The following is a 24,788-nucleotide window of genomic DNA, read 5'->3' as shown; positions in this document are numbered from 1 at the left end:
TATTGAAACAGCCAGAATAATTCCACTTTATCGCTCTGATGATTGGCGTCAGGCTGGGGCTTTCCAGTTCAACATGCGTTGCTGGGCAACTTTGAGCAGGTCGCAGCCGTCCTGTGTCAGCAGGTAGAGGGCGTGGGTGATGTGCGGGATGTCTTCGAGGTCGCCGTGTTTGAAGCATTGGCAGTGCAGGGTTTGCAGCAGGTCGCTGGAGGCCCGGATGCGCTGGAGGGCGGCTTCGAGGATGTCTTGTGGGTTGGCCTCTGTGTCGATGATCAGGGCCGGGGTGTCGGTGAGGTTGGTGTGGAGTGGGCGGTAGCGATTTGGAAACGGGTTCAGAGTTGACATGGCATGTACTCGGTTTGTTGTTAATTAACCGCCAGCACCGTGACCAAACGATGGGAGGCGGACTGTGCGCAGGCTTGGTCAACCGAGAACAACAACTCGGCTCGCCCGAAGGCGTCCCGCACACAGTCGCCATGACAATGCACTGCGAGGACATAGATGTCCGCGGCGCGAATGATGGCACAACTATGTGCGTTGTTCTCAGGTGACCAAACCTGATCGCTGATTTGGCAGCGACAGTCCGGACTATATGTTCGAGCCACTGGCTGGCGATAGCCGACAAGGTGTCTTGTTTTGTAGGACCTTGCCGAAGCTTCCATAGGTCGTTGCTGACGGAGTTATCCACAGCGAAATTTCCAGCATTTGCATGTCCTCAGAAGGACCGCGTTATCGTTCTTCGCGAGCAGGCTCGCTCACAGTTGACCGTGGACACCTGTGGTAGCGGGTTCGGTCCGGGCGGCGTTCCGACGATGGGCTGCGCAGCAGCCCCCAGCGCCATGGCGTATATTCGGTAAATCCAAATTGCCTGCGCAGCCGACCATGAAGCAAACACCCGACGACCTCGAACAGATCACCACCACGACCCTGGGCCACTACAACTCGGTGGCTGAGGATTTCCGTGAAGGGACGCGAGATCACGATGTCAGTCAGAACATCGATGCCCTGTTGCGGCACATTCAGGGCGAAGCGCCTTTCGACATTCTCGACTTCGGCTGCGGCCCCGGTCGGGATCTGCAAACCTTCACCCGCATGGGCCACAAGGCGGTTGGCCTCGACGGTTCGGAAAAATTCGCGCAGATGGCCCATGAAGACAGCGGCTGCGAGGTGTGGCAGCAGGACTTCTTGAAGCTTGATCTGCCAGCCGAACGCTTCGACGGGATCTTTGCCAATGCAGTGTTGTTTCATGTTCCGCGTCAGGAATTACCACGGGTGTTGAAGCAGTTGTGGGGAACGCTGAAACCGGGTGGGGTGTTGTTCAGTTCCAATCCCCGTGGCGAGAATCAGGAAGGCTGGAATGGGTCGCGTTTTGGGTCGTATCACGATCTGGCGGCTTGGCAGCAATTGTTGATCGAGGCGGGGTTTGCCGAGCTGGAGCATTACTACCGGCCGGCAGGGCTGCCGCGGGAGCAGCAGCCTTGGTTGGCGAGTGTCTGGCGTAAGCCCGCATGATCGAGTTTTTCAGCGCGGCGTAGAAACCTCATGACTCAGGGTCGAGCCGTCCATCATCAGCGCGGTAATGCTTTGGCCGGCCAGACGTAAACCGTTCACTTCGCGCATCTGTGCAGCAAAATTGGCCAGCAGCCGCGTGCCGTCGGCGAACGTGGTTTGCTGTATCAGACGATCAGCGCTGAGCCAGCGAAAGTCCGTCATCGCCTGCGTGACCAGACGTTCGTGCAACGGCCGGAAGAATGCATCCTGACGGGCCATCAGCGGCAACCGCTCACTCAGGGTAGCGGCACTCAAATGGTAGAGCGGCGGCACGTTATAGAGCAGTTGGGTCAGTTCATTCGGCACCCGCACGTTGCTCAGTTTCAGACTGTCGAACAACCAGTGATGGGTGCTGATGACAGAGCCGTGGAACACCGTTTGATACATCGGCAATCGGGTCGCCGGATCAAAGTGAATGCGCCGATAGGGTTCTTTCAAGGGCACTTGCTTGAAGAACACGGCCGGCTGCTCGGATGGATACCACTTGCCCAGGAAAAAGTCGGAGTCGGTTTTTTTGCTCAGATCGACATCGCCCCAACCAATCACTGGCGTTTGCATGCCGTGGGTGAAGAACACGCCTTGGGCGGTGGTTGCGTTGCCATCCTCGGAGCCGCTGGGCAGTTGCAGGCTTTCGTTGATCCAGCGCGAAGCGTCAATTTTGTCCTGTGCATTCTGCGCCTGCGTCAGCGTCGCGCCCGGGCGATAGCTGTCGTAAAGCATGCCAGTGGCATAAGCATCGAGAAACCAGCTGTTAAACCCGGCCCGCGCCTGGACAGCCCTGATCCGGGCCTTGAGCAACGAGCGCATGCATCCCGGATCGGTGTAGTGACCCGATTGCTGGAAGCCACTTTTCAATGTGCCGTCCTTGAGCACGATGGCGCATTCGGCATGGGCTTTGTCGCCCAGATGCGCCGTGGTCCAGTCCGGGTTTTCATTGGACGCCAACGCCGTTTCATAAGAGTCGTAAGGCGCCAGCAAATACCCCGCCGCCACACCGGCGCGCACCGTTTCCGGGTGCCACAAGCCGCCTTCCCAGCCCTCGCCAAGACCCAGCCACAGTCGCGACAGACCGGCCTTGCGCAATTGCTCGAAGGTGTTCAGCGACAAGGTGCTGCCCCAGCGCTCGGGTGTGGCGCTCAAGGCATCCGCGAAGTCACGCGCCAGACGCGTGCGCAGCTCACCATAAGCGTTGGCAAGCAGCTGCATATCCGGCACGGCTCGCGCCTGCCATTTCTTGCGCGCCAGCGTGTTAAGCGCGGCGTTGAGACTGCGCAGCAAAACAGTTTGCCGGTAGTGATCCAATGGGGTATCGCCGCTGTCGAGTATCTGTGTGGTTTCGTGATCCAGCCCGCCTCGCAGGTCCCGCGCCAGCGGTGTCTGACTGCGTAACTGCGCGAGCAGAGCCGGCCAGTTGCGCACATCCTTGCGCCCCAACAGATCGTTGCCCCACAGATAGACATGGCTGGCGCCCAGCAGCTTTGCAGCTTGCGGGGTTTTCTCGAGTTTGCCGCTCAAGGGCTCGTAGCGCCCGTTGTCGATCAGCCATTGACGGTAGCGTTTCGCCCCTGCCAGCGGGTCGGCATCGCCGAGAAACAAGGTGAACGTCAGCGGTGCCGAGGGCTCCAGCGACGTGAATTCATGCCTCGCCGTCAGCGCCAGAGTCCTGCCGTCGGCGCTGAAGGTCAGGCGATTGTTGTAGGGATTGGTCATCAGCCAATGCAGGCTGAATCCGCCATGGTCAACGCCCCAGAGCGGCAGGCTCAAATCCTGGGTGGTATTGACTGCGCCCTGCTCCAGCAAAAACGTTTGCCACTGCCGATCGCCGGCCGGCACGTAATGCCCCTCGGCCATCGGCCAGCTCAGGCCTTGACCCATGGCGCTACCGGGTTGGTCGAGAAACGTCAGGTCGGCGGCTGCATGCGCCTTGATCGACAGGGAAAGATCCGCGCCCTGTAATTCGGCGCTGAGGGCATACGTGCCCTCATCCCATTGCCACTCCAGACGCTCGGCCGCCTGTTGCAGCGCACTGACCCGCCGCGCCGCAACGCCGGTGGAAGCCTGAACGGTTTCATGGCCAGCCGGTGTCACGCTTATCGCCAGGGTCGCAGGGTCGATATCGATACGCCATAGCGGGTTTTCCAGCACGGCACTTGTCGCGGATGTCGACCAGGCCAGCAACAAGCCAAACAGCAGCGCCCCGCGAATGAGGTCAAGCATGAGTTGTCCCCTCCGTTCCTGATTGAAGGAGGGACAGACTAAGGCACTCGACCCAGGCTGTAAGTCAGACCGTTCCGAAACAATCGTGAGCAGGCTCGCCCCCCACAGTTAATCGCGGTCAACTGTGGGAGAGAGCCTGCTCGCGATGAGCGCGAAGCGCTCGCTTTTTAAACAGCCTCTTTCTTCGGCTCGCGAATCTTGTACCAGGCCACATACAGCGCCGGCAAAAACAGCAGCGTCAGCAAGGTGGCGATGACGATCCCGCCGATCATCGCGTAGGCCATCGGCCCCCAGAACACTTCCCGGGCAATCGGGATCATCCCCATGCTCGCCGCCGCAGCGGTCAGCAGGATCGGCCGACGTCGATGTTCGGTGGCCTGCACCACCGCATCCCACGGTGCGTAGCCCTTCTGCTCGTACTCTTCGATCTGGGTCACCAGGATCACCGAGTTACGGATGATGATACCGATCAGCGCCAGAATCCCGAGGATCGCCACGAAGCCCATAGGCGTGCCCGTCGGCACCAGCGCGATCACCACGCCGATCAGCCCCAGCGGCGCAACGCTAGCCACCAGGAACAGCTTCTGCACGCTGTGCAGCTGGATCATCAGGAAGGTCGCCATCATGAACAGCATCAGCGGCACAACCTTGGCAATCGGACCCTGGGCCTTGCCGCTTTCTTCCACCGTACCACCGGTGGCGACCTTGTAGCCCGCCGGCAGTTTGGCAGCGAAAGCGTCGATGGACGGCTTGAGGATTTTCACCAGGTCCGTCGGCTGGATCTCGTCACGTATCGCCGCCTTGATGGTGATGGTCGGCAGGCGATCCCTACGCCATACCAACGGCTGCTCCAGTTCATAGCGAACCGTGGCGAACGCCAGCAGCGGAATCGACGTGCCGCTAGGCGTGACGATTTGCAGGTTCTGCAGGGTTTCCGGCGTACCGCGTTCGGAATCCACCGCACGCCCGACCACGTTGATCAGGTAAATGTCGTCATCGACCTGGGTCACCGTCTGGCCACTGACGATGCCGTTCATCAGGTTGGCCACATCCTCGGAAGACAGCCCCAACTGCCGCGCCTTGTCCTGGGCGATGTCGATGCGCAGGACTTTGCCCGGCTCGTTCCAGTCGTAGATGATCTCGCCAATGTGCGGGTTCTTGTCCAGCTCCGTGGCCAGGTCGATGGCATGTCGACGCACCTGGTCGATGTCTTTGCCGCTGACCCGGTACTGGATCGGACGCCCTACCGGCGGGCCCATTTCCAGTGCCTGGACATAACTGCCGATGCCGACGAAGTCGTTGCGCAAGCGCTCGCGAAGCTTCTGCATCATGGCTTCACGGGTATGGCCTTTGCTGACGATCACCAACTGCGCGTAGAACGGGTTTTGCAGTTGTTGGTCCAGTGGCAGGTAGAAACGGATCGCACCCTGACCGACGTAGGTGCTCCAGCGCACGATGTCCGGATCGTCCTTGAGCGTGGCTTCGAGGCGATCGACGGCCCGGCGGGTTTCGTCGAGCGAGGCGTTTTGCGGCAGGTTCAGGTCGACCAGGATTTCCGGGCGGTCCGAGGACGGGAAGAACTGGTTCTGCACAAAACGCATGCTGAACACCGCCAGTACAAAGCACAGCACGGTGATGCCAATGGCCCACCAGCGATTGCGCATGCACCACAACAGCCCGCCGTTGAACGCCTTGCCGATACGCCCGGGTTCGCCTTCGTGGGGTTTCACCTTGGTGCTGAGAATGTGCACGCCGATCACCGGCGCAAACAGAACCGCCACCACCCACGACACCAGCATCGCGCAGGCGATCACCGCAAACAGGGTGTAGGTGTACTCTCCGGCGGAGCTGGCGTTCAAGCCGATCGGCACGAAGCCTGCCACCGTCACCAGCGTACCGGTGAGCATCGGGAACGCCGTGGAAGTGTAGGCGAACGTCGCCGCCTGCTCCTTGGTCTCGCCCATTTCCAGGCGCGTGACCATCATTTCCACAGTGATCATCGCATCGTCCACCAGCAGGCCGAGGGCGATGATCAGTGCACCGAGGGAAATCCGCTGCATGGTGATGCCGCTGTATTCCATGAACACGAACACCATCGCCAGCACCAACGGGATCGAGCACGCCACCACCAGCCCGGCGCGCACGCCGAGGCTGACGAAGCTGACCAGCAGCACGATTACCACTGCCTCGAACAAGGCACTGGTAAAGCCGCCGACGGCCTCTTCCACCACCACGGCCTGGTCGGAAACGTTGTAAATGCCGACACCCACCGGCAGGTCGGCGGTCAACTGGTCGATACGGGCGTGCAAGGCCTTGCCGAACGCCTGGACGTTGCCACCCGTCTGCATGGCAATCGCCAGGCCGATGGCTTGTTTGCCGTTGTAGCGGAATTCCGGCGAGGCCGGATCGACATAGCCGCGACTGATTTCGGCGATGTCGGCCAGACGATAGTAGCGGTCGTTGAGCTTGAGGTTGACCTCGGCCAGGTCTTTCTCCGAAGCGAACTTCCCGGAAGTGCGCACCGAAATCCGCTCCGGCCCGGCCTCGATGACACCTGCCGGGGTCACGGCGTTCTGGGTTTGCAGACTCTCCACCACCTGACGCTCATCGATGCCCAGCGCTGCGAGTTTGCGTGTGGAGAAGTTCAGGTACAGCACTTCGTCCTGCTGGCCGACCATTTCGATCTTGCCCAGCCCCGGTACGCCGCGAATTTCCATGCGCGCCTGTTCCACGTAGTCGCGCAACTGACGCAGGGTCAGGCCGTCGGCGGTGAAGGCGTAGATCGAGCCGAAGACGTCACCGAACTCGTCGTTGAACGACGGCCCCTGTATGCCTTGCGGGAACTGGTACTTGATGTCGTTGATCTTCTTGCGTACCTGGTACCAGATTTCCGGGATGTCCTTGGCACTGGTGGTGTCGCGCAGGTACACATACACCGTGGACTCACCGGGGCGCGTGTAGCTTTTCACATAGTCGAGGGAGTCGAGCTCTTCGAGCTTTTTCTCGATCCGGTCGGTGATCTGCTTGAGGGTTTCCTCTTGGGTTGCCCCCGGCCATTTGCTCTGGATCACCATGGTTTTGATGGTGAACGAAGGGTCTTCTTCGCGCCCCAGGTTGAAGTACGAGAACACACCCATCAACAATGCGACGAACATCAGATACCAGATGAACGACTGATGCTTGAGGGCCCATTCCGAGAGGTTGAAAGGCCCTTTCATTGACTGTCCTCGTCGATTTTCACTTGTTGCCCCGGTTTGAGGCTGTTGACACCGGCACTGACCACCCGCTCGCCGTTCTTCACGCCGCCAGCCAGCACCACGGTGCTGTCGGTACGGCTGATCACCTGGATGTCACGGGGAGAGACGGTTTTACTCTGTGCATCAATCACCCAGATGCGTGGCTTGCCATCGACCTCCTGCAACGCGGTGACAGGCAACTCGATGCGCGGCTTGATCGCAGAACTCAGGGTGACGCTGATGGCCGTTCCCAAGCGAAAGCCGGGCGGCGTTTCGGCCAGGGTCAGGCGGGCGCGACGGGTGCGTGTGGCGCTTTGAGCCTTGGGTTCGATTTCGCGGATGATGGCGGTGGTATTGATGCTCGGATCAAGTTGCGCAGCGACAAGGAACACCACATCGCTGGGCAGTTGATCGACCAGCGTATCGGGTAGGTCGATCACCGCTTCCTTGATGTCCGGTTGCGCCAGGGTCACCACTTGCTGACCGGCCGACACCACTTGCCCGGCCTCGGCACTCCACTGGGTGACCACGGCTTTATGGTCGGCGCGCAGCTCGGTGTAGCCCAGTTGGTCCTTGCTCTGGTTGACGGCCGCCCGGGCCTGATCGAGTGAGGCCTGGGTGGTTTTCAGGTCCGTGTTGGCCTCGTCGAGTTGCGCTTGTGCACCGACCCCGCGGTCAAACAAGGCTTGCTGACGCTGGGCCGTGGCCTTGGCGTTGATCAGTTGCGCCTGGATTTTCGACAGATCGCCCTGGGCCGAGCGCAATTGGTTCTGCTGGTCGGAAGGATCGAGGGTGGCAAGCAGCGTACCCTTCTCCACCTCGGTGCCGACATCGACGTTACGGCTGGCGATTCGCCCGCCCACACGGAAGCCGGTATCGGTTTCATAACGCGCCTGGATGCTGCCGGCGAAGCGGCCCAGGTCCTCTTCGTTCAAGGTCTGGACCTTGATCGACAGCACCGGCCGCACCGGCGCCGGCGGCGGTTCGCTTTCAGAACAGGCGCTCAGCACCAGCCCGATGGACAACGCCCATAAAGGCTTCATGGCTTGGCTCCCCACGTCAGATCCTTGTAAGTGTTTTCGGCAATCTCGACTTCCATGTCCGGGTGCAAGAGTTGTCCGCCTGCGATGATGACTTTGTCCCCGTCCTTCAACCCGTCGCTGATGATGACCTTGCCGGTCAGGTAGCGGCTGACCGTGACCGAATGCAATTGAGCCTTGCCCTTGTCGTCGACAATCCAGACAGCGGGGACACTGATGTTTTTGGTCAACGCCGACCACGGCAACTCGATGACCGACTTGCCCGATCCCCTGGCCGTGGCACTCACCACCGAGCCCAGTTGCATACCGTCGGGCAGTTTGTCGAGGCCGACCTTGACCTGCACGGTTCCGGATTGCGCCGACACCGCGGGGGTGACTTCACGCACGGTGCCGGTGGTTTTGATCGCCGGGTTGTCGAGCAGACTGAGGACGATGGTTTGATCTTTCGGCTTCTCGGCCAGCAGTGATTCATAGACGTTGAACACCGCATCCCGGTCGCCGTCACGGGCCAGGCTGAAGACCGGCATGGTCGCTTGCACCACCTGGCCGACTTCGGCCTGGCGCTCGGTAATGATCCCCGGCGCATCGGCGATCAGCGCCGTATAGCTCAACTGATCCTTGGCGTTGGCCAACTGCGCCTGGGCAGCGCTCAAGGCACTCTGACTACTGTGCAAGGCGGCTTGGGCCGAATCGTATTCGCTCTGGCTGGTGTAGCCCTTGGGCAGCAATTTTTGCTGACGCACGAACGCCGCCGCACTCTGCGTCACCCGCGCCTGCTCGGCGACGACTTGCGCCTGGGCCGAATCGACATTGGTCTGCAAATCCTTCGGGTCGAGCCGGGCCAGCACTTGCTTGGCTGTCACTCGATCACCGACGTCAACCGAACGCTGGATGATTTTGCCACCCACACGAAAAGACAGTTCGGTCTGTATCCGCGCCTGGATATCTCCGGTGAGGGTAACCGAGGCCGCGTAATCCGCCGGCTTGACGACTTGCACGAACACCCGCGGCAGGTATTCCTGCACGGGTTTTTTCTCGTCGCAAGCCGTCAGCAGGGTGACGACACTCAAGGCCATTACTGCTTTCAATCCGGGAACCACCATGCAAACTCCTTGGCCTTTTTCATGTACAACACGACAAAGAGCTTAGAACAGGATCTAAACCTTGCACGAGCGTCTTATGAAGAAAAAATCCGCACCATTTTGGCCCTGAAACACTTGCCATAGACGCCTGCGCATGCCTGACAATGAGCCCCGGTCGATCCCGCCTCAGGAACCCACATGCTCAAGACCCTCGCGGTAGCCAACTACCGCTCGATCAACAAACTGGTGATCCCATTGGGCCGGTTGAATCTGATCACCGGCCCCAACGGCAGCGGCAAATCCAACCTGTACCGTGCGCTACGCCTGCTGGCGGAAACCGCCCACGGCGGCGTGGTCAATGCCCTGGCCCGTGAAGGAGGCCTGGATTCGACCTTCTGGGCCGGCCCGGAAACCATCACCCGGCGCATGCGTAATGGTGAAGTTCAGGTCGAAGGCAGCGTCCGTCAATCGCCCATGCGTTTACGCCTGGGATTTTCCGGTGAAGACTTCAGCTACGCGATCGCACTGGGACTGCCGATGCCGCAGCCGGATCACATCACGTACTTTTCGCTGGACCCCGAGATCAAACGAGAATGTATCTGGGCCGGCGCCGTGTACCGTCCTGCCAGCCTGCTGGTGGACCGCAATGGCCCGATGGTCCGTGCGCGGGACGGTCGCCAGTGGGAAGTGCTGGCCCAACACACGCCGGATTTCGACAGCCTGTTTGATCAGATCGGCAGCTTTCGCACCACGCCGGAAGTCATGCAACTGCGTGAATTTATTCGTCGCTGGCGTTTCTACGATCACTTTCGCAGTGACGCCGACGCGCCGGTTCGCCAACCGCAACTCGGTACCCGCACACCCGTGTTGCACCACGACGGTCGTGACCTGGCGGCGGCTTTGCAGACGATCAGGGAAATCGGCGATCCCGAGGTGTTGCAGGCGGCGATCAGCGATGCCTTTCCCGGCGCGCGACTGAACATCGCGCCGTTGCAGGGCGGGCGGTTTGCCATTGAGTTTTATCAGGAAGGGCTATTGCGGCCGTTATCGGCGGCCGAATTGTCGGATGGCACACTCCGTTATTTGCTGCTGGTCGCCGCACTGCTGACACCACGCCCACCCACGTTGATGGTGCTGAACGAGCCGGAAACCAGCCTGCACCCGGACCTGCTGCCGGCGCTGGCACGCTTGATCATCCGCGCCTCCGGGCAGTGCCAGGTGTGGGTGGTGTCCCATGCCCGGCGCTTGATTTCGGCCTTGCAGCAGGACCCCGACTGCAACTGCATCGTGCTGGAGAAAAATCTTGGCCAGACCGGGATCGTGGGCCAGCGCATGCTGGATGAGCCGGCATGGTATTGGCCGGATTGAGCGGCGCCTGATTTGCCGGGGCAATGGAAGACGTCTATTTTCCCTTGCACCGTAGGAAGGATCTTTTTTCGAAACACAGCGCCAAGGACGAACCACTTTTGGCCAGACTCCCGGGCAAAATCTCACAAGGACGAGAACATGGCAGACGAACAAACGCCGCAACGGCTGGATCCGCAGGACATTCTGAAATTATTGATGGCGTTGCGCAGGGCGTTGAAGGCCGGACCGGTCTGAGCAACTCCAGGGTCAACAGGCTCTTTGTGGCGAGGGGGCTTGCCCCCTCGCCACAAAAGCGTCCTCGCCACTGGTAAACCGACACACATAAAAAAACGCCGACGCTAAATCAGCCGTCAGCGTTTGAAACCTTGAAGGGGTTTGCTTCGCGAATCAGAACGCTGGCAGTACCGCGCCGCTGTACTTCTTCTCGATGAAGGCTTTCACTTCCGGGCTGGTCAGGGCCTTGGCCAGTTTCTGGATGGCAACGCTGTCCTTGTTGTCCGGACGGGCCACCAGGTAGTTCACGTAAGGCGAATCGGCACCTTCAATGATCAGCGCGTCTTTCGCCGGGTTCAGGCCCGCTTCCAGCGCGTAGTTGGTGTTGATCATGTCCAGGTCGACCTGATCCAGCACACGCGGCAACATGGCCGATTCGAGTTCCTTGAACTTGAAGTTGTGCGGGTTCTTGGCAATGTCTTTCGGGGTCGACACGGCGTTTTTCGGGTCTTTCAACTCGATCAGGCCAGCCTTCTGCAGCAGGATCAGGGCACGGCCGCTGTTGCTGCCTTCGTTCGGGATGGCAATGGTCGCGCCGTCTTTGAGCTCAGCCAGGGTTTTGACTTTCTTCGAGTAGCCACCGAAGGGTTCAACGTGAACACCGATCACGGTTTCCAGGTGAGTGCCTTTGCCTTCGTTGAAGCTCTTCAGGTACGGCAGGGTCTGGAAGTAGTTGGCGTCCAGGCGCTTCTGGTCGACCTGCACGTTTGGCTGAACGTAGTCGGTGAAGACTTTGATTTCCAGGTCCACGCCTTCTTTGGCGAGGGTTGGCTTGATCAGCTCGAGAATCTCGGCGTGTGGGACCGGGGTCGCGGCAACCACCAGTTTCTCGCCAGCCTGGGCCAGGCCCGTGGTCAGGGCAGCCGCCAGTGCGGTGAACAACAGAACCTTTTTCATGCAGTGTCCTTATCGAAAATCACAGTCGCTTGTGGCGACGGCTTGAACATGAGGGTGCCAGTGAAGTGCTATCGCTGGCGTGAAGCGGACAATACCGGGATTTTTTATTCCCGAATAATAACTTTTATTCAAGTTTATATTCCATTTTGAAAGCATCCAAATCTCCGGTCATCATTGCTCAAATGCCACGCAGCGTGACAATCTGCTCGCCAATCTCATGGGTGAATGACTCCAGAGCGTCCACCGCATCGCTTCGAAACCTCTGAGCACTGAAATCCTCAGCCAGTGATGACCAGTGATCTTGAAGAAATGCGTCGGCTTTGGCGGCGTACTTTTCCGAATTCGCGACCATGAAAGCTGTTGTAGAAGCGATACTCGCCCCACTGATTACCTTTTTTGCCGTCAACACGTTGTTGAGCCGGCTCTGCAATTTGACTGTACTTCTCAATGCCTCATTTGCCGTGGAAACAGCGCCGTATAGACGCCGCCCCACCGCCACGCGCGCGACTCCTCGCTGTGCAGTCATCACGTCCGCCAGGGAGTCCACACTTTTCGTCAACGCAAAGCCAATGCCTTTACCGCCAACTTTTGCAACCGCGGTGGCCCCGAACGACACCACACCCAGCACTATCGACGAGTAGGTCAATATCTGGGCGCCAACGGTATCCGGAGCCAGCTCATCGACAACCGCCGAGGCAATTGAAACCGTCGCGGAAATGACCTCCAGTGTTAACAAGGCGAAGGCGTTAGCCGAGATCGGCACGAGTGGTGCGGTTGCGCCCATGGTAACGACTGTCAGCGCAATCGCAGCGGCGGCCAGGGCAGCGGTCACACCGATTTTCACCCACCCCAAGGTCGAGATATGCCCGGTGGGATCCTTGAGATTGACCGGATCTCCCAGACAATAGGCATAGGCATTGATGCCGCCACCCTCAAAGGGGCTCCAACTGTCGGGGCTGTGAAACCGCATCAATCGGGGGTTGTAGGCCCGATAACCCCTGCCGAGCAGATAGCACCCGGTTGACGGGTCCAGTCGCTCACCCTGAAACCCCAGCAGGGCGCCAAATCCGCTCGATGCGGGGCGATCACCATAGGGAAGACAGGACAAAACAGATTCGTCTTGAGATCCAAGACGAGCAAGGGCCGTGCCCTGACCATCCGTGACAAACAAGACAACGTCGTCACCTTGCTGCTCGGCCAAGGACTTGCCGTCGCCTGACAACAGACTGCGTCGGTGGTTACCCGCCACTTCGCTGCACAGCGCATGCTCGCTATAGAAAAACCTGATCAGCTCTCCGGATTCGGCAGCCACCGCATGCAATTGATCTTCGCCGTCGTATTGATAATGCGCACCACCGCCAGCGCTGGCCACACTTTCGAGCCGACTCAGAGTGTCATACCGGAACGTGCGCCCTTTGTTATCGTTGAGCAGATTACCGTTGGCATCGTATTCGAAGCTCACATGCCCGGGCTGATAGTGCGCATGACTGTGAGTCAGTGAACTCAACTGGGTTTTGTCAGGACGATCGTAGGAAAACGTGCACAGGTCCTCCCCCCCATCGAAACCCGTACGCACCGTCAACAGGTTATCGAGGTAGTCGTAGGTGAATTTCTGAAAATCAATGCGTTTCCCCCAGGCATCGGTCGGTGCCTGCGTGCCTGCACAATCATAGCGCTTCAGGCGCCCGCGACAGTCGTAGGTGAAGGTTTCTGTACGTGATTGCGCACCGGATACCAACGATCGCTGCTGAAGTTTGTCATCGGCCCCAAACACTTGAAGGATTTCCAGGCGAGATCCGTCGCCGAACTGTGAAGTACGCTGGATCTCACGACCGAACTCATCGTGAATCAAGGTGGTCGTCAGCGAACGTTTCGAGGTGGTGTCTTCGACACTCAATGTCAGCAACTGGCCCCGGGCACCGTAGGTGTACTTCGCTAGAACCGGTCCCTGCTGAATTTCTACGGGCCGCGCCGCAGCGTCATAGATATAAGTAGTTTCTACATCGTTAACATCGGTAAAGCTGATGGGCAGCCCATTCAATGAACGGGTAGTGGCGGTGCCGAAGCGGCCTTCACTGGAGATCCACTCCTGGGACTTCTCTTTGCCTGACCTGGCGTACTCAACCCGGCGCTGGATGGCAGGGCTGGAGGTTTCGACGAGTTGCCCGGTCAATGGATCAAATCGATATCTGGCTGATTGAGCGTGGCTGCCCATCCGCTCGGTCACTGCCCCGTTGAGCATGGGATCAAGGGTGAACCTGAAAATATCGCCCGCCGCCGTCACTTGCTGCAAAGCTTGAACGCCACCACCCTCATAGGTCCTTGTTTCGGTTCTGCCGCCGACAGTCGTACTGGTGACACGCAACAAACCGTCATAAGTCCGGGCGCCCAACACGTAGTCATCGGCACTGATTTCGATCGGATGATCACCCGTGCTCAGAGGGTCATACTTTTTTTTAATCGAAGTACCATCCGGCAGAGTCGTCTCGATCAGACGACCGAAAAGGTCATAACGGAAGCTCGTTTCGAATCCTGCCTCGTTGGTTTGCGTCAGGCAACGCCCAAGTCCGTCGTAGGAAAAAGTCGCGGTAATCGTGACCACACCCTCGGAATCGATGCGTTCTTCCCGATCTGGCTTACCGAACACGTTCAATACAGAACGGGTTTTTCCAGCGCCGTCGCACCAGCATGTTCGAGTCAATGAAACCGGGTCAAACACATCGTTCACCGCGACACCATCAGGACCTACCGTTCTGCATACGCGCCCCCAGTCGTCGTGGCTGTAGGTCGTGGTTGACGCAGTGGCCTTGCCATCGAACCAGTCCTGGCTGACTTCGCTCACCAGTCGACCAAAATTGTCGTAGTGGGCCTCATAGCTCAGACGCATTGGCCTGTCGGTTGAATCGAAATCCTGAACTTCGACTTTGGTCGTGCGCCCGACCCCGTCGAGCCAAATCTTGCTCAGCACACCCCGTATGCTGGTGATGCCGATGGTTGCGCCGTCCTCTGGCTGGCTTTCACCGTAGAATTCGGTGATGCGTGACGCGATATCCGTTCCATCGAATGCCACTGTCTCGCAAACAACACGGTTCAGATTGTCGTACGACTTCAACAACTCATTACCGGCCCCATCCCGAACCTTGACTTCCTGTCCGATAAATCGGTCATGCCAGACTTTGCGATCATGCCTTTCGCTACCCACGTACAATTGTTGAAGGGTTTCTACCCAATCTCCATCAATTGAATATTTGAATTCGAGACGGCGGTTGCGGTTGTGCTCGACTTGCGAGCGACTCTTGAGGCGTCCGTAAAACGCATCACTGGCATCATCGATGTACTCGAATCGAGTATCCACGCTTGGCTGTTTATTCCCTCCTTCAAACAGCCTTTCGCTTTGAGGCAACAAAAACCGATGACCGTCTTCGCGCATGGAGGGCAAGTCAATGTAGGAAAAACGGACAATGACCGTCGGCACCGGGGCAAAATCAGGTGAAGGCGTGACCGATCGCTCCTTCAATGCCGTGATGAAACCCAGTGGGTTGGGGGGGCAACCCTCGGCACCTTCTGCCGGATAATAGACGTAATCCTCCCGGGCTCCGCTCGGATTTATCTGCGTTATCAGATTGCCGGATTCATCATAGGTCGTATGGGTGGTTTCGGTTCGGGACGCGGCGCTCGTAGAGGTATCGACATAACTGACGACAGATGTTTTCTGCAGTTGGAAATGGGCGGGCTGATCGGAGAAGTACAGACCGTCAACATCGTGATAGCTAATCGTTCTTTGCTGCACTTTCCCGTTGGTAAGTGACTTTTCCGAGATCATCAGGTGGAAGCGGTTGTAGGTTCTTTCGATGCGACTCAGTTCAACTGTCTTTTTGCCCACGCCCCTAACCAGGCTTTCGGTACAGGAGTAGGTGTAAGGCCCTTTGTGCCCATGCAGATGGTCCCCGTCCTGCACCCAACGAAGTCCCGATTGATAGCCGAGGAAATTTTTGTCGGAGTATTCATAGACACGGGTGATCGTCGGCAACCCTGAACCCGGCACCAGAACACTGCGCCGTACCGCCGGCAAAGCACTGATTGGTGCCCCGAGCGGCAACCGATGCTGCTGAGGAGCGTACTCAATACTCTCGACACTGCCACCTGGCGCGCGGACCTCCGTCATGACCAGAAAACCATCGTGTAACTGGTAATCGAATGACCATACAAGGTGCTCGGCGGGACAGTGATCAAGGGTTATCTGCCGGAGCCATCCATCGCGAACCCCTAAAACAAACTTCAAGCGTCTTTGCGGATGATCAGGCCATACGGTAATACTGGCGGGTTGATCTTTCGCTTCATAACTCAGGGCCACGACGCGGTGTTGCTGATCGTGAATTTCGTGCAGGACGCGGCGCCCCCGTACCAACATGTATTTCAGACTGATCGAGCGCCCTTCGTTGGAGTGAACATGTTCGGGTAACCATTCGTCATACGTTTCATCCGGCCTGACCAACCTCTCGATCAGACCGTTTTTATGGCTGACAACCAGATTGTCGCCGTCGAGCGTGACCCAAGTGTCTTGAAGCTTTTTATCCCTGACGATGAGCTGCCCTCTGCTGATGTAGACACGATAAGAAACACCGCTTGCAAGGGTCAGTTTACGGGTCTTCCGATTGTAGGAGCTCAAACCCAATGACCAACCGCGTCCCCAACCGAAATCTGTTGTGCGGAAACTATCGAATGAAATACTGAAGGATATCTGTGGACCGTTGATATTGTTAGCCACCCACCCCGCGAGATTAATGCTGGTACTATAAGAGCCGGTACGGACATCAACTCCAGACTGGATAAATTCAGAAAAATTGAATGCGTTGGATTCCACTTCTGGCACTGCTGTACTCATCATCATTCCTTGATTTTGCAGATACAGTAAAATTAAACAACTTCGATCATCGAAGGATTTCGGGTGTTCATTGCGACGTCGATTTCATGCCTGTTCCCATACATATCCCGAACAAACACCTTCACCAACAAATGATCATGTCGAACCTGGGACGTTCCGCCCTTTCTGGCAAAGTGCATCAAAAAAGTGACTTTTCCTTGCTCTTCATGGTAGGTCGCAAGTGTATCGGCTGTTTCCCACAATACCTCCGCGCCATGATTAGCCCTGAGCCCTTTAAAATAGCCAACGGCGTAATACCCGAGATAGTCGGGATGCTCACTGCGTGCATGCAACACGCCGGCTATCGAGCAATCGATGAATTTTATATGGTGCTGATCCACTAACAGGTCCAGAACATATCGATCAACCTTGGCAACGTTCTCTGTCGGTTCCCAGTTGCCGGATAGGTGTTTGACCCTGAACTGTTCTTTTCGATAGATCGGCGGAGGAACGGTCCTCAAGCTTATTTCACCGAATTCCGAGGTTTCTTCCGAATAGAACACCTCCCCGTCCGAACGGGTAATGGCCGCAACGAGCTTGATGGGATCGGGAGAGTTGCTGCTGACGTAGAACTCCTTGAGAAAGATGGCTTTCCCCCGCACAACCGGGCCATGCAGTTCACCCGCGTGGCGAAACGGCTCGTATGATACGTGTCGCTCCAACGTGTACTTCCACGCCGGTTCCTCTCCGTCTCGAATGTTGTCTATCGGCAGGGCTTTGTCGGAATAGGCATCCAGCAGTTGAATGCTGTCGAACTCGCTTTGGGAAATTCCTACTGCCTTTTGCCCATCGTCTACAGCTTGCACAACTACCATCAATTTCAACTGCTGATACCCATTGGCGTAAATTATATTTCCGCCCGAAGTCGAGAAGACCTGAAATCGTTTGAGGTCTATCCACTCAGGAGAATCAGCCTCTTTAAAAGACATAGGTGCCATCCCCGGATCAGCAGGCATATGGCCCTCGACAAGGGGATTGATATCTTTTAACTCATCCTCGGTACCTGGAGCTATCGCAGCATTATTTTCAACAAACCTCACAGAAAAATCCCTTTTCATATGATATTTAACAATGACGGATATCAATGTATCCAAGAGAAATTAAAAGATATGTCAAACCCCATCAGCCTGCAAAACGCAAAATTGTTACAACCACACTACAAATAGTACAAAATATAACAACAAGGATCAGCGCCCACAAAAACCAAGCAACAATCAATTGCCTGGTTTCGTTATAAATATAATCAATGAGCTTATATATTGATGCTTGTGAAATATTTTTTCAGCGCCCGGACTTCAGCGACATCTCCTTGTTGAACAAGTTGATCTATCCATCCTTGTATAAGAACCGCAGATGGCCGGACAACCGACAGATTCAAATGCTCCGGCAAGATTTCGTCACCAGTGCTGACCAGCAATGCAAAGTGAATGACATTCTCCAGCTCCCGGGTATTGCCCGGCCAACTGTGCCGCTCCAACACTTGTTGCGCCTCCTCGCTGATCAGCGGTACTGGCAAGTCGAGGCGCTGGCTGTAGATCCCGAGGAAGTATTCGGCCAGCGATAGGATGTCACCCACCCTCTCACGCAGTGCCGGCAGTTCGAGTTGGCCTTCGCTGAGGTAGTGATAGAGCCGTTCATGGAATTTTCCGGCGGCAACCGCCTGGGCCAGATCGATGCTGGTGGCCGCTACCAGCCGCACATCCACCGGACTCGGCTGCTGGGCACCGACGCGGGTGACTTCGTGGTTTTCCAGCGCAGCGAGCAGTTTGGTCTGGATCGGCAGCGGCAGGTCGCCGATTTCGTCCAGGTACAGCGTGCCGCCGTTGGCCGAACCGAACCACCCGGCGCGGCTGCTCGCCGAGCCGCTATAGCTGCCCGCCGCATAGCCGAACAACTCGGCGTCGGCGTAGGTCGGGCTGATGGCCCCGCAGTTGACCGACACGAACAACCCGCCGCGATCACTGGCGCGGTGGATATGGCGGGCCAGCAATTCCTTGCCGGTGCCGGTTTCGCCACGGATCAGCACTGACACTGAGCGCGTGGCCAGTTGCTCAAGGTCTTCACGTAGTTGCCGTGACCGTGGATCGACAAACACCAGTGCCTTGGCGCGAATGCTCAGGGGACTTTTTTCGGCATCGGGAAAGGTCAGCAGCGGCTGACCAAAGGTTTCAAAGCTCATGGCAGACTCCCGCCCAAGACCGCCGGGAGACGGGGGCGTTAAATAAAAAAAGTGTTCAAGCGCGGCGCAGGGCGTGGTGTTCCATGCGGTTTTGCAGGCGATAGAGATAGGCAAAACCCTGCTCCCAACGCTGGTGACCGGACTTCACGTTGATATGCCCTGCCCCCGCCAGAATCCCCGCTTCGGCGCCCCAGTGGCGCGCCAGTTCCAAGGCTCGCGGTGCACTGACGGCGCTGTCGTTGTCGGAGCTGACGATCTGGCTCGGGAATGGCAGCAGATCCGTCGGAATCGGCGCGAAGTTGCGCAAGGCCGGCGCGCAGGCCGGGCGTTCGACGTCTGCCGGCGCGACGAGCAAGGCGCCGCGCACTTGACGCAAAAACTGCACGGGGGCGCTCGCCGCCCAATGGGCAACGGTGATGCAACCCAGGCTGTGGGCAATGAGAATCACCGGCGTGCTGTCGGCGGCAATCGCCTCGGCCAGCGCCGCGACCCAGTCTTCACGGCGCGGCGTCAGCCAGTCGGCCTGTTCCACCCGTGCGCTGTTCGGCAGGCTGTTCTGCCAGTGGCTTTGCCAATGATCTTCTGGCGATCCTTGCCAGCCCGGCACAATCAGGTAGCGAATTGATTCGTTGCGCATGGGGGAGCTCTCCTGCTGCGTGTCTGTTCCCGGTCGAGTATAGGGAGAGGATTTATATTCGTTAAGGAATAAGAAGCTATTTATTAAGACCCATATCGAATATAAACCACATGACCTGTGGGAGCGAGCCTGCTCGCGATAGCGATGGATCAGCCACCCTTGATGTTGAATTTGAAGACGCCATCGCGAGCAGGCTCGCTCCCACAGGGGTACTGCGGTGTTCGCGAAAATCGAGGCAAAAAAAGGGCCGCACCCTGCCAAGGAGACGGCCCCGGAAAACGAAAATCTGTTATCGCGCAGTAATCACCGACAACCTGGTAATCCCTGCCCGCTCGATCGACGCCATGGCCCGCGCCACTTCGCCGTAATTCACCCCATCGTCCGCCTGCAACTGCACGCGCACTTCGGGGTCCTTGGCCTTCGCCGACTTGAGGTTGAACTCCAGCAAGTCCGGCTGTATCTCGTCCTTGTTGATGAACAGTTTGCCGGCACCGTCGATACTCACCACCAACGGGTCTTTCTGCTCCACCGGCGCGACCGCCTCGGTCTTGGGCAGGTTGATCGGTATCGCGTTGGTCAGCAGTGGCGCGGTGACGATGAACACCACCAGCAACACCAGCATCACATCCACCAGCGGCGTCACATTGATCTCGCTGAGCACCTCATCGGTGTCTTGCGTGGAGAAGGCCATATCAGGACGCCTCCTTCACTTTCTGCGCATTGCCCTGGGCTGCCGCCTTGTGCACCGTCGGGTGGATCAGCACGCGGAACGAACTCTTCTGCGCCAGGCTGTAGAAGTCGTGGGCGAAGTCATCCAGGTCCGCCGCCGTCAGTTTCAAACGACGCAAAAAATAGTTGTAAACCAGCACCGCCGGCACCGCGACGGCGATCCCTACACCGGTGGCGACCAGTGCCGCGCCAATCGGTCCGGCGACCGTTTCAAGGCTTGCCGAGCCTGCCGCGCTGATGCCTTTCAACGCTTCCATGATTCCCCACACCGTGCCGAACAAACCAATGAACGGCGAGGTGCTGCCAATGCTCGCGAGCACCGCCAACCCGGTTTCCAGCGACCGGCGCTCACGCACGATCTGCTGACGCAAGGCACGCTCCAGACGATCCTGATGATTGATCGCCTGGCTCAAGTCCGCCGCCTGCGGCGCCTCGCCTACCTGGATTGCCGCATAACCGGCCTGTGCAACCCGGGCTGCCGCTCCGGGTTTGGTTTCGCTCAGTTCGGCCGCCGAGTCGAGGCTCGAAGCGGCCCAGAACTGTTGATGAAACTTTCGATCCTGTGCCTTGAGGCGACCGAACTGCACGCCCTTGAGCAATGCCAGACCCCAGGTCGCGACGGAAAAAACCACCAGCAGCCAGATCACCGCGCTTTCGATGGATTCAAGTGGAGAGGCCAGTAACGTCATGGTGTATTCCTCGTGTAAACGTTTCGCGCGAAATTGGTTTCGGTTTAATGAATCTTGAAATCGATGGGCACGCTGACCCAGCCGTCCTGGGCGACATCGCCCTGCTTGGCCGGCACGAAACTCCAGCGTTTCACTGCATTCAGCGCGGCTTCGTCGAGTGCATCGCGACCGCTGCTTTTCTGGAGCTGGATCTCGCCGGGCTTGCCGCTGGCCAGCACCTGCACGCGCAACAACACCGTGCCTTCCCAGCCGCGACGCTGGGCCAGTGACGGGTATTGCGGTGCCGGGTTTTTCAAGTAACCGGCGGTGGCCGAGGCTGGTGTCACAGGTGCGGGCGCAGGTGGCGCCGGGGCCGCGACAGGCGCTGCCGGTTGTGGCGGCGCAGGTGGTTGCTCAACGGCTTTTGGCGCCGGTTTCGGTACAGGTTTGGCCACCGGCTTTGGTTTGGGAACCGGCTTCGGTGGAGGTGGCTTCACCGCCAGTTCGTCTTCCACGGACGCAGGCGGCTCCACCACAGGCTGGACAGGTTGCGGAGGCGGAGGCTCGACCACCGGTGGCGCCGGACGCGAGAACTCGATGGTCATCGGCGGTATCTCCGGTGGCACGATGGGCAGCACGGTGGTCGGTTGCTGATTGACCCAATAGATCACCGCGCCATGCACCAGCAACGCCAGCACGCCCAGCACGATCGCTTCCCGCCGGCGAAGAACGCCCTTGGGCGCGCGCTGCAAACGCAACTGGCCCAAGGGCACCCGGTGTGGTCGGCCGAGGTCGACCAACTCACCACCGGGTGCCTGGCGCCACAGCACCTCATGTGCACCGGCGGCGATCTGGACATTGCCCATTGTTTAACTCCATGCGGTCTCTTTGCGGATTAGCGAAACATCGTGCTCAACATCCCCCACACGACAGGTCGCTGGGTGAATCATTGGTCGGCACGCTTATCCCCGAAAGTAATTTTTAAAGTTAAAAATAGAACCAAAACGAATAGCAGAAATGTTCGAATGGCTGCACGCCTGATTCCGCAAGGCGTCTGGCCATGGGCCTGCAACCACATGCTTACAAGGCATGGAAAATATTCTCGGCAGGCATGCTTTTTGGCCGCTTTCGGCAAACGCACATGCCCCCTTACAACCGCAACATTGCTAAAGCGCCACCGCCCGTTTTAGAACGACAAGCGATGTACCCACACCAATCAATCAACTCAGGATGAGTACCCATGACATTCACTACCCGGCCATTGATCTGCATGGCGCTGTTACTGGCGCCACTCTCGATTTTTGCGGCCACCCCCAAGGACACGGGAGCGATTGAACTCGAGATCAGAAACAAGACCAGCTACCCGATCAACGTCTTCCAGGGAAAATGGAAAGGCGTCGTATTGCCGGATGAACGCTTTCAGACCCAGGATTTCAAAGACGCAACCCTCACCTTTTCCACCTCCACACCCGAAGCGGTCATCAGGTTCGTTTCACTGAGTACCGGCAAGGGTTGTAAAGCCCAAACCTGCGTATTGATCACCGGCAACTGAGGCGATTTCCTCCTGCGGTTTTCCCCGGAAAGCCGCAGGTTTTTTTGTGCCGTTCAAAAGTCATATCGACCGGTCAGACCCAATGTCCGAGGCGTGCCAAGCAGGCCTTCATACCCGCCGTTCGCGGCCGTCCACAGCGTCGTGTAGTAGGTTTTGTCGAAGGCGTTTTTCAGCCACAGCGAAACGTCCCACTGCCCCTGGTTGAAGTCGCCGCGAAGGCCGGTGGACAGGTTGACCACCGCATAACTCGGGATCTGCCCGAAGTCGGAATCTTCCACCGTGCCCACCGCCTTGGAGCGGAACGCATAGCTGGCGGTGACGTACTCTTCGAAGCCGTTGCTCAGGTTCCATTTGTATTCACCATTGGCGTTGCCGATCCATTTCGAGGCGCCCACCACTTGATGGCCGCTGAGGTCGCAGGACGCCGGAGCGCCCGGCGCCAGGCTGACTTCCGGCGGGCACGGCGCGTCCTTGTACGAGAGGTAGCTGACGTCGTTGTACGAGCCATTGATGTTCAGCGTCAGGCCACGCAGCGGGATCAGGGTGCTTTCGAACTCCACGCCGCGGGAGCGCACGGAGCCGGCGTTGGTCAGGTATTGCACGCGATTGACGTCGTCGTAGGCGTTGGTCTGATAGCCGTTGACCTGGGTCCAGAACAGGTTGGCGTTGAGTTGCAGGCGACGGTCCCACAGGGTGCTCTTGAAACCGAGTTCGGCGTTGTTGGCGCGCTCGGTGCCGATCAGCAGCGAGTCGGCACCGGCCACCGGCGCCGTGCCGACGGCCAGGTTGACCCCACCGGATTTTTCGCCATGGGACAACGTGGCGTAAGTGAGCAGGTCGTCGGTGAGGCGGTAGCTAAGGTTCAACAGGCCCGAGGGACTGGAGCTGTACTGGTTCAGATCGCCGGAATCGAAGACGCCAGCGCGAGCACGTCGTGCCGCGGCCGCCGCACCGGTAACCGCTGCACCACCCACTGGCGCATCACGGGTGACCCAGGCGTTTTTCTCCTCATAGGTGCCGCGCAACCCGGCAGTGAAATCCAGGCGTTCAGTCAGGTGCCAGGTGCCTTGGGCGAACAGCGCGAAGCTGTTGGTTTCGATATGACCGTTGCCGACGCTGTCGATGTTGTTCAGCGCCCCGTTGGGCGTGCCGTTCCAGATGTCCGCTTGCGGGCCGTAAAAGGTGAAGGATTTGTTGTCCAGGTCGGAACCGAAGTAATAGGCGCCAAGCACGTAATCGAAGAATCCACCGGTAGGCGACGCCAGGCGAAACTCCTGGGAATACTGCTTATCCTCCACCGAAACGCCGGCATTGAAGAAGGTGGAGACGTTCAGGCCGTCATCATTGCGCGGGGTGAAATTCCACCAGCGATAGGAGCTGATGGAGGTCAGGGTGAAGTCGCTCGGCAGCGTCCAGTTGGCCTCGACCGATGTGCCACCCTGATGCACGGTGACGTGCTGGTCGTTGTTCAGGTTGACCTTGCGGTGCGTGCCGTCGACCAGTGTCGCGCCCGCCGCATTGGCCCGCGACTGATAGAGATTGAAGCCATTGATGGTCGGCCCGGTGTTGAACAACACCCGGGTGCCGGCGCTGGAGTCCTCTTCGTTGTAGTCGCCGATCCAGCGCAGGTTGAACGACTCGTTGGGTTTGAACAGCAACTGGCCACGGAAGCCTTCGCGGGAGCCGCCGTTCAAATCGTGGCCATCGAATTCGTTCTTGATATCGCCGTCGCTGCGGGTGCGATACGCAGAAAAGCGTCCGGCCAGTTCATCATTCAGCGGGCCGGAAATTGTGCCCTTGGTCTGGAAGTAGCCGTCCTCGCCCACCGAAGATTCGATGCTGCGTTCAGGGGTAAAGGTCGGCGCGCGGGTGCTGATGTTGATCACGCCGGCAGTGGTGTTCTTGCCGAACAAGGTGCCCTGCGGACCGCGCAGCACTTCGAGCTGCTCGATGTCCATCAGGTCGAACACCGCCATGCCGGGTCGGCCGAGGTAAACGTTATCGATGTACAGCCCGACACTGCCTTCCAGGCCATCGCTGGCCGGGTTGTTGCCCAGGCCACGAATCGACACGCTGGACTGGCGCGCATGCATATAGGCGACGTTGACGCTGGGCACCAGCTGTTGCAGATCCTGGATGCGATAGACCCGCTGGATTTCCAGGGTCTGGCCGCTGACCACGCTCATGGGCGTCGGTACGTCCTGCGAACTTTCTTCGCGACGGCGGGTTGTTACGGTCACGGTTTCCAGTTGTGCACTGTCGGCCGTGGCGGTTTTTTTTGGAGTGGTTTCAGGGGGCGTGCTTTCGGCCGCATAGCCCTGGCTCCAACTGGCGCTGCCTGCCAGCAACAAGGCCAGTGGCAGGCGTTTGAGCCGTTGGGGTGAAGAGGTTGAAGCGACGTGCAACGGACTCATAAGGCGGGGTTCCCGATCAAA

General features: G+C 58.4%; 17 protein-coding genes. 3 read left to right on the top strand and 14 right to left on the bottom strand.

The features are described from left to right. Positions 1-48: 48 nt before the first annotated feature. A complete protein-coding gene (locus tag AC3IT9_RS00945) occupies positions 49-345 on the bottom strand; it encodes a hypothetical protein (RefSeq protein WP_353741845.1) in 297 nt (98 codons plus the stop codon). 537 nt (positions 346-882) lie between these two features. On the opposite strand from AC3IT9_RS00945, the gene AC3IT9_RS00940 reads away from it, so the two are divergent. After that, a complete protein-coding gene (locus AC3IT9_RS00940) occupies positions 883-1,512 on the top strand; it encodes a class I SAM-dependent methyltransferase (protein WP_353741844.1) in 630 nt (209 codons plus the stop codon). A gap of 9 nt (positions 1,513-1,521) precedes the next feature. On the opposite strand, the gene AC3IT9_RS00935 is transcribed toward AC3IT9_RS00940, so the two are convergent. From AC3IT9_RS00935 to AC3IT9_RS00920, 4 genes are all read right to left on the bottom strand, one after another. After that, a complete protein-coding gene (locus AC3IT9_RS00935; protein WP_489271707.1) occupies positions 1,522-3,768 on the bottom strand; it encodes a glycoside hydrolase in 2,247 nt (748 codons plus the stop codon). 167 nt (positions 3,769-3,935) lie between these two features. Continuing rightward, positions 3,936-6,986, bottom strand: a complete 3,051-nt coding sequence (locus AC3IT9_RS00930; RefSeq protein WP_489271705.1) for an efflux RND transporter permease subunit — start codon at positions 6,984-6,986, stop codon at positions 3,936-3,938. Then, positions 6,983-8,047, bottom strand: a complete 1,065-nt coding sequence (locus AC3IT9_RS00925) for an efflux RND transporter periplasmic adaptor subunit (protein WP_489271703.1) — start codon at positions 8,045-8,047, stop codon at positions 6,983-6,985. The genes AC3IT9_RS00930 and AC3IT9_RS00925 overlap by 4 nt, the downstream gene beginning before the upstream one ends. After that, positions 8,044-9,147: an efflux RND transporter periplasmic adaptor subunit gene (locus tag AC3IT9_RS00920; protein ID WP_353741840.1), complete on the bottom strand. Its 1,104-nt coding sequence runs from the start codon at positions 9,145-9,147 to the stop codon at positions 8,044-8,046. The genes AC3IT9_RS00925 and AC3IT9_RS00920 overlap by 4 nt, the downstream gene beginning before the upstream one ends. 177 nt (positions 9,148-9,324) lie before the next feature. Here AC3IT9_RS00920 and AC3IT9_RS00915 point away from each other — a divergent pair, with 177 nt between their 5' ends. Further along, entirely contained in the window at positions 9,325-10,494 is a 1,170-nt protein-coding gene (locus tag AC3IT9_RS00915; RefSeq protein ID WP_489271702.1) for an AAA family ATPase, read from the top strand. 387 nt (positions 10,495-10,881) lie between these two features. On the opposite strand, the gene AC3IT9_RS00910 is transcribed toward AC3IT9_RS00915, so the two are convergent. The 8 genes from AC3IT9_RS00910 to AC3IT9_RS00875 all read right to left on the bottom strand — a co-directional run bounded on the left by AC3IT9_RS00910 (position 10,882) and on the right by AC3IT9_RS00875 (position 21,667). Beyond that, a complete protein-coding gene (locus tag AC3IT9_RS00910) occupies positions 10,882-11,664 on the bottom strand; it encodes a MetQ/NlpA family ABC transporter substrate-binding protein (RefSeq protein WP_008045406.1) in 783 nt (260 codons plus the stop codon). Between the two features lie 178 nt (positions 11,665-11,842). Beyond that, entirely contained in the window at positions 11,843-16,549 is a 4,707-nt protein-coding gene (locus AC3IT9_RS00905) for an RHS repeat domain-containing protein (protein WP_489271701.1), read from the bottom strand. 32 nt (positions 16,550-16,581) lie between these two features. Further along, positions 16,582-17,628, bottom strand: coding sequence for a hypothetical protein (locus AC3IT9_RS00900; RefSeq protein WP_489271700.1), 1,047 nt, complete (start codon positions 17,626-17,628; stop codon positions 16,582-16,584). Between the two features lie 212 nt (positions 17,629-17,840). Continuing rightward, positions 17,841-18,767, bottom strand: coding sequence for a sigma 54-interacting transcriptional regulator (locus AC3IT9_RS00895; protein WP_489271698.1), 927 nt, complete (start codon positions 18,765-18,767; stop codon positions 17,841-17,843). Positions 18,768-18,822: 55 nt separating this feature from the next. Continuing rightward, positions 18,823-19,404 (bottom strand): alpha/beta hydrolase, encoded by a 582-nt coding sequence (locus AC3IT9_RS00890; RefSeq protein ID WP_223444204.1) that lies wholly within the window; start codon positions 19,402-19,404, stop codon positions 18,823-18,825. Positions 19,405-19,693: 289 nt separating this feature from the next. After that, a complete protein-coding gene (locus AC3IT9_RS00885; RefSeq protein WP_008045412.1) occupies positions 19,694-20,095 on the bottom strand; it encodes an ExbD/TolR family protein in 402 nt (133 codons plus the stop codon). 1 nt (position 20,096) lies between these two features. Then, complete coding sequence (locus AC3IT9_RS00880) at positions 20,097-20,822, bottom strand: MotA/TolQ/ExbB proton channel family protein (RefSeq protein ID WP_489271696.1); 726 nt, start codon at positions 20,820-20,822, stop codon at positions 20,097-20,099. A 44-nt stretch (positions 20,823-20,866) separates the two neighbouring features. After that, a complete protein-coding gene (locus tag AC3IT9_RS00875) occupies positions 20,867-21,667 on the bottom strand; it encodes an energy transducer TonB (RefSeq protein ID WP_489271694.1) in 801 nt (266 codons plus the stop codon). Between the two features lie 374 nt (positions 21,668-22,041). On the opposite strand from AC3IT9_RS00875, the gene AC3IT9_RS00870 reads away from it, so the two are divergent. Further along, positions 22,042-22,353 carry a hypothetical protein gene (locus AC3IT9_RS00870; RefSeq protein WP_150756841.1) on the top strand — a complete coding sequence of 104 codons (312 nt, stop codon included), beginning with the start codon at positions 22,042-22,044 and terminating at the stop codon, positions 22,351-22,353. 53 nt (positions 22,354-22,406) lie between these two features. Here AC3IT9_RS00870 and AC3IT9_RS00865 read toward each other — a convergent pair whose 3' ends face one another. Further along, the gene (locus AC3IT9_RS00865) at positions 22,407-24,767 is read right to left on the bottom strand and encodes a TonB-dependent receptor (RefSeq protein ID WP_489271692.1); all 2,361 of its coding nucleotides are present in this window, start codon (positions 24,765-24,767) and stop codon (positions 22,407-22,409) included. Between the last annotated feature and the right edge of the window lie 21 nt (positions 24,768-24,788).

It is taken from the genome of Pseudomonas sp. KH_046_1, from assembly GCF_057839025.1.
Note: the sequence above shows the minus strand (reverse complement) of the source record. Positions and strands in the feature narration are given on the sequence as shown.

Bases quoted from the DNA above. Each gene is read 5' to 3' on its own strand.
- AC3IT9_RS00945 (WP_353741845.1), bottom strand. From the start codon at position 345: ATGTCAACTCTGAACCCGTTTCCAAATCGCTACCGCCCACTCCACACC.
- AC3IT9_RS00940 (WP_353741844.1), top strand. From the start codon at position 883: ATGAAGCAAACACCCGACGACCTCGAACAGATCACCACCACGACCCTG.
- AC3IT9_RS00935 (WP_489271707.1), bottom strand. From the start codon at position 3,768: ATGCTTGACCTCATTCGCGGGGCGCTGCTGTTTGGCTTGTTGCTGGCC.
- AC3IT9_RS00930 (WP_489271705.1), bottom strand. From the start codon at position 6,986: ATGAAAGGGCCTTTCAACCTCTCGGAATGGGCCCTCAAGCATCAGTCG.
- AC3IT9_RS00925 (WP_489271703.1), bottom strand. From the start codon at position 8,047: ATGAAGCCTTTATGGGCGTTGTCCATCGGGCTGGTGCTGAGCGCCTGT.
- AC3IT9_RS00920 (WP_353741840.1), bottom strand. From the start codon at position 9,147: ATGGTGGTTCCCGGATTGAAAGCAGTAATGGCCTTGAGTGTCGTCACC.
- AC3IT9_RS00915 (WP_489271702.1), top strand. From the start codon at position 9,325: ATGCTCAAGACCCTCGCGGTAGCCAACTACCGCTCGATCAACAAACTG.
- AC3IT9_RS00910 (WP_008045406.1), bottom strand. From the start codon at position 11,664: ATGAAAAAGGTTCTGTTGTTCACCGCACTGGCGGCTGCCCTGACCACG.
- AC3IT9_RS00905 (WP_489271701.1), bottom strand. From the start codon at position 16,549: ATGAGTACAGCAGTGCCAGAAGTGGAATCCAACGCATTCAATTTTTCT.
- AC3IT9_RS00895 (WP_489271698.1), bottom strand. From the start codon at position 18,767: ATGAGCTTTGAAACCTTTGGTCAGCCGCTGCTGACCTTTCCCGATGCC.
- AC3IT9_RS00890 (WP_223444204.1), bottom strand. From the start codon at position 19,404: ATGCGCAACGAATCAATTCGCTACCTGATTGTGCCGGGCTGGCAAGGA.
- AC3IT9_RS00885 (WP_008045412.1), bottom strand. From the start codon at position 20,095: ATGGCCTTCTCCACGCAAGACACCGATGAGGTGCTCAGCGAGATCAAT.
- AC3IT9_RS00880 (WP_489271696.1), bottom strand. From the start codon at position 20,822: ATGACGTTACTGGCCTCTCCACTTGAATCCATCGAAAGCGCGGTGATC.
- AC3IT9_RS00875 (WP_489271694.1), bottom strand. From the start codon at position 21,667: ATGGGCAATGTCCAGATCGCCGCCGGTGCACATGAGGTGCTGTGGCGC.
- AC3IT9_RS00870 (WP_150756841.1), top strand. From the start codon at position 22,042: ATGACATTCACTACCCGGCCATTGATCTGCATGGCGCTGTTACTGGCG.
- AC3IT9_RS00865 (WP_489271692.1), bottom strand. From the start codon at position 24,767: ATGAGTCCGTTGCACGTCGCTTCAACCTCTTCACCCCAACGGCTCAAA.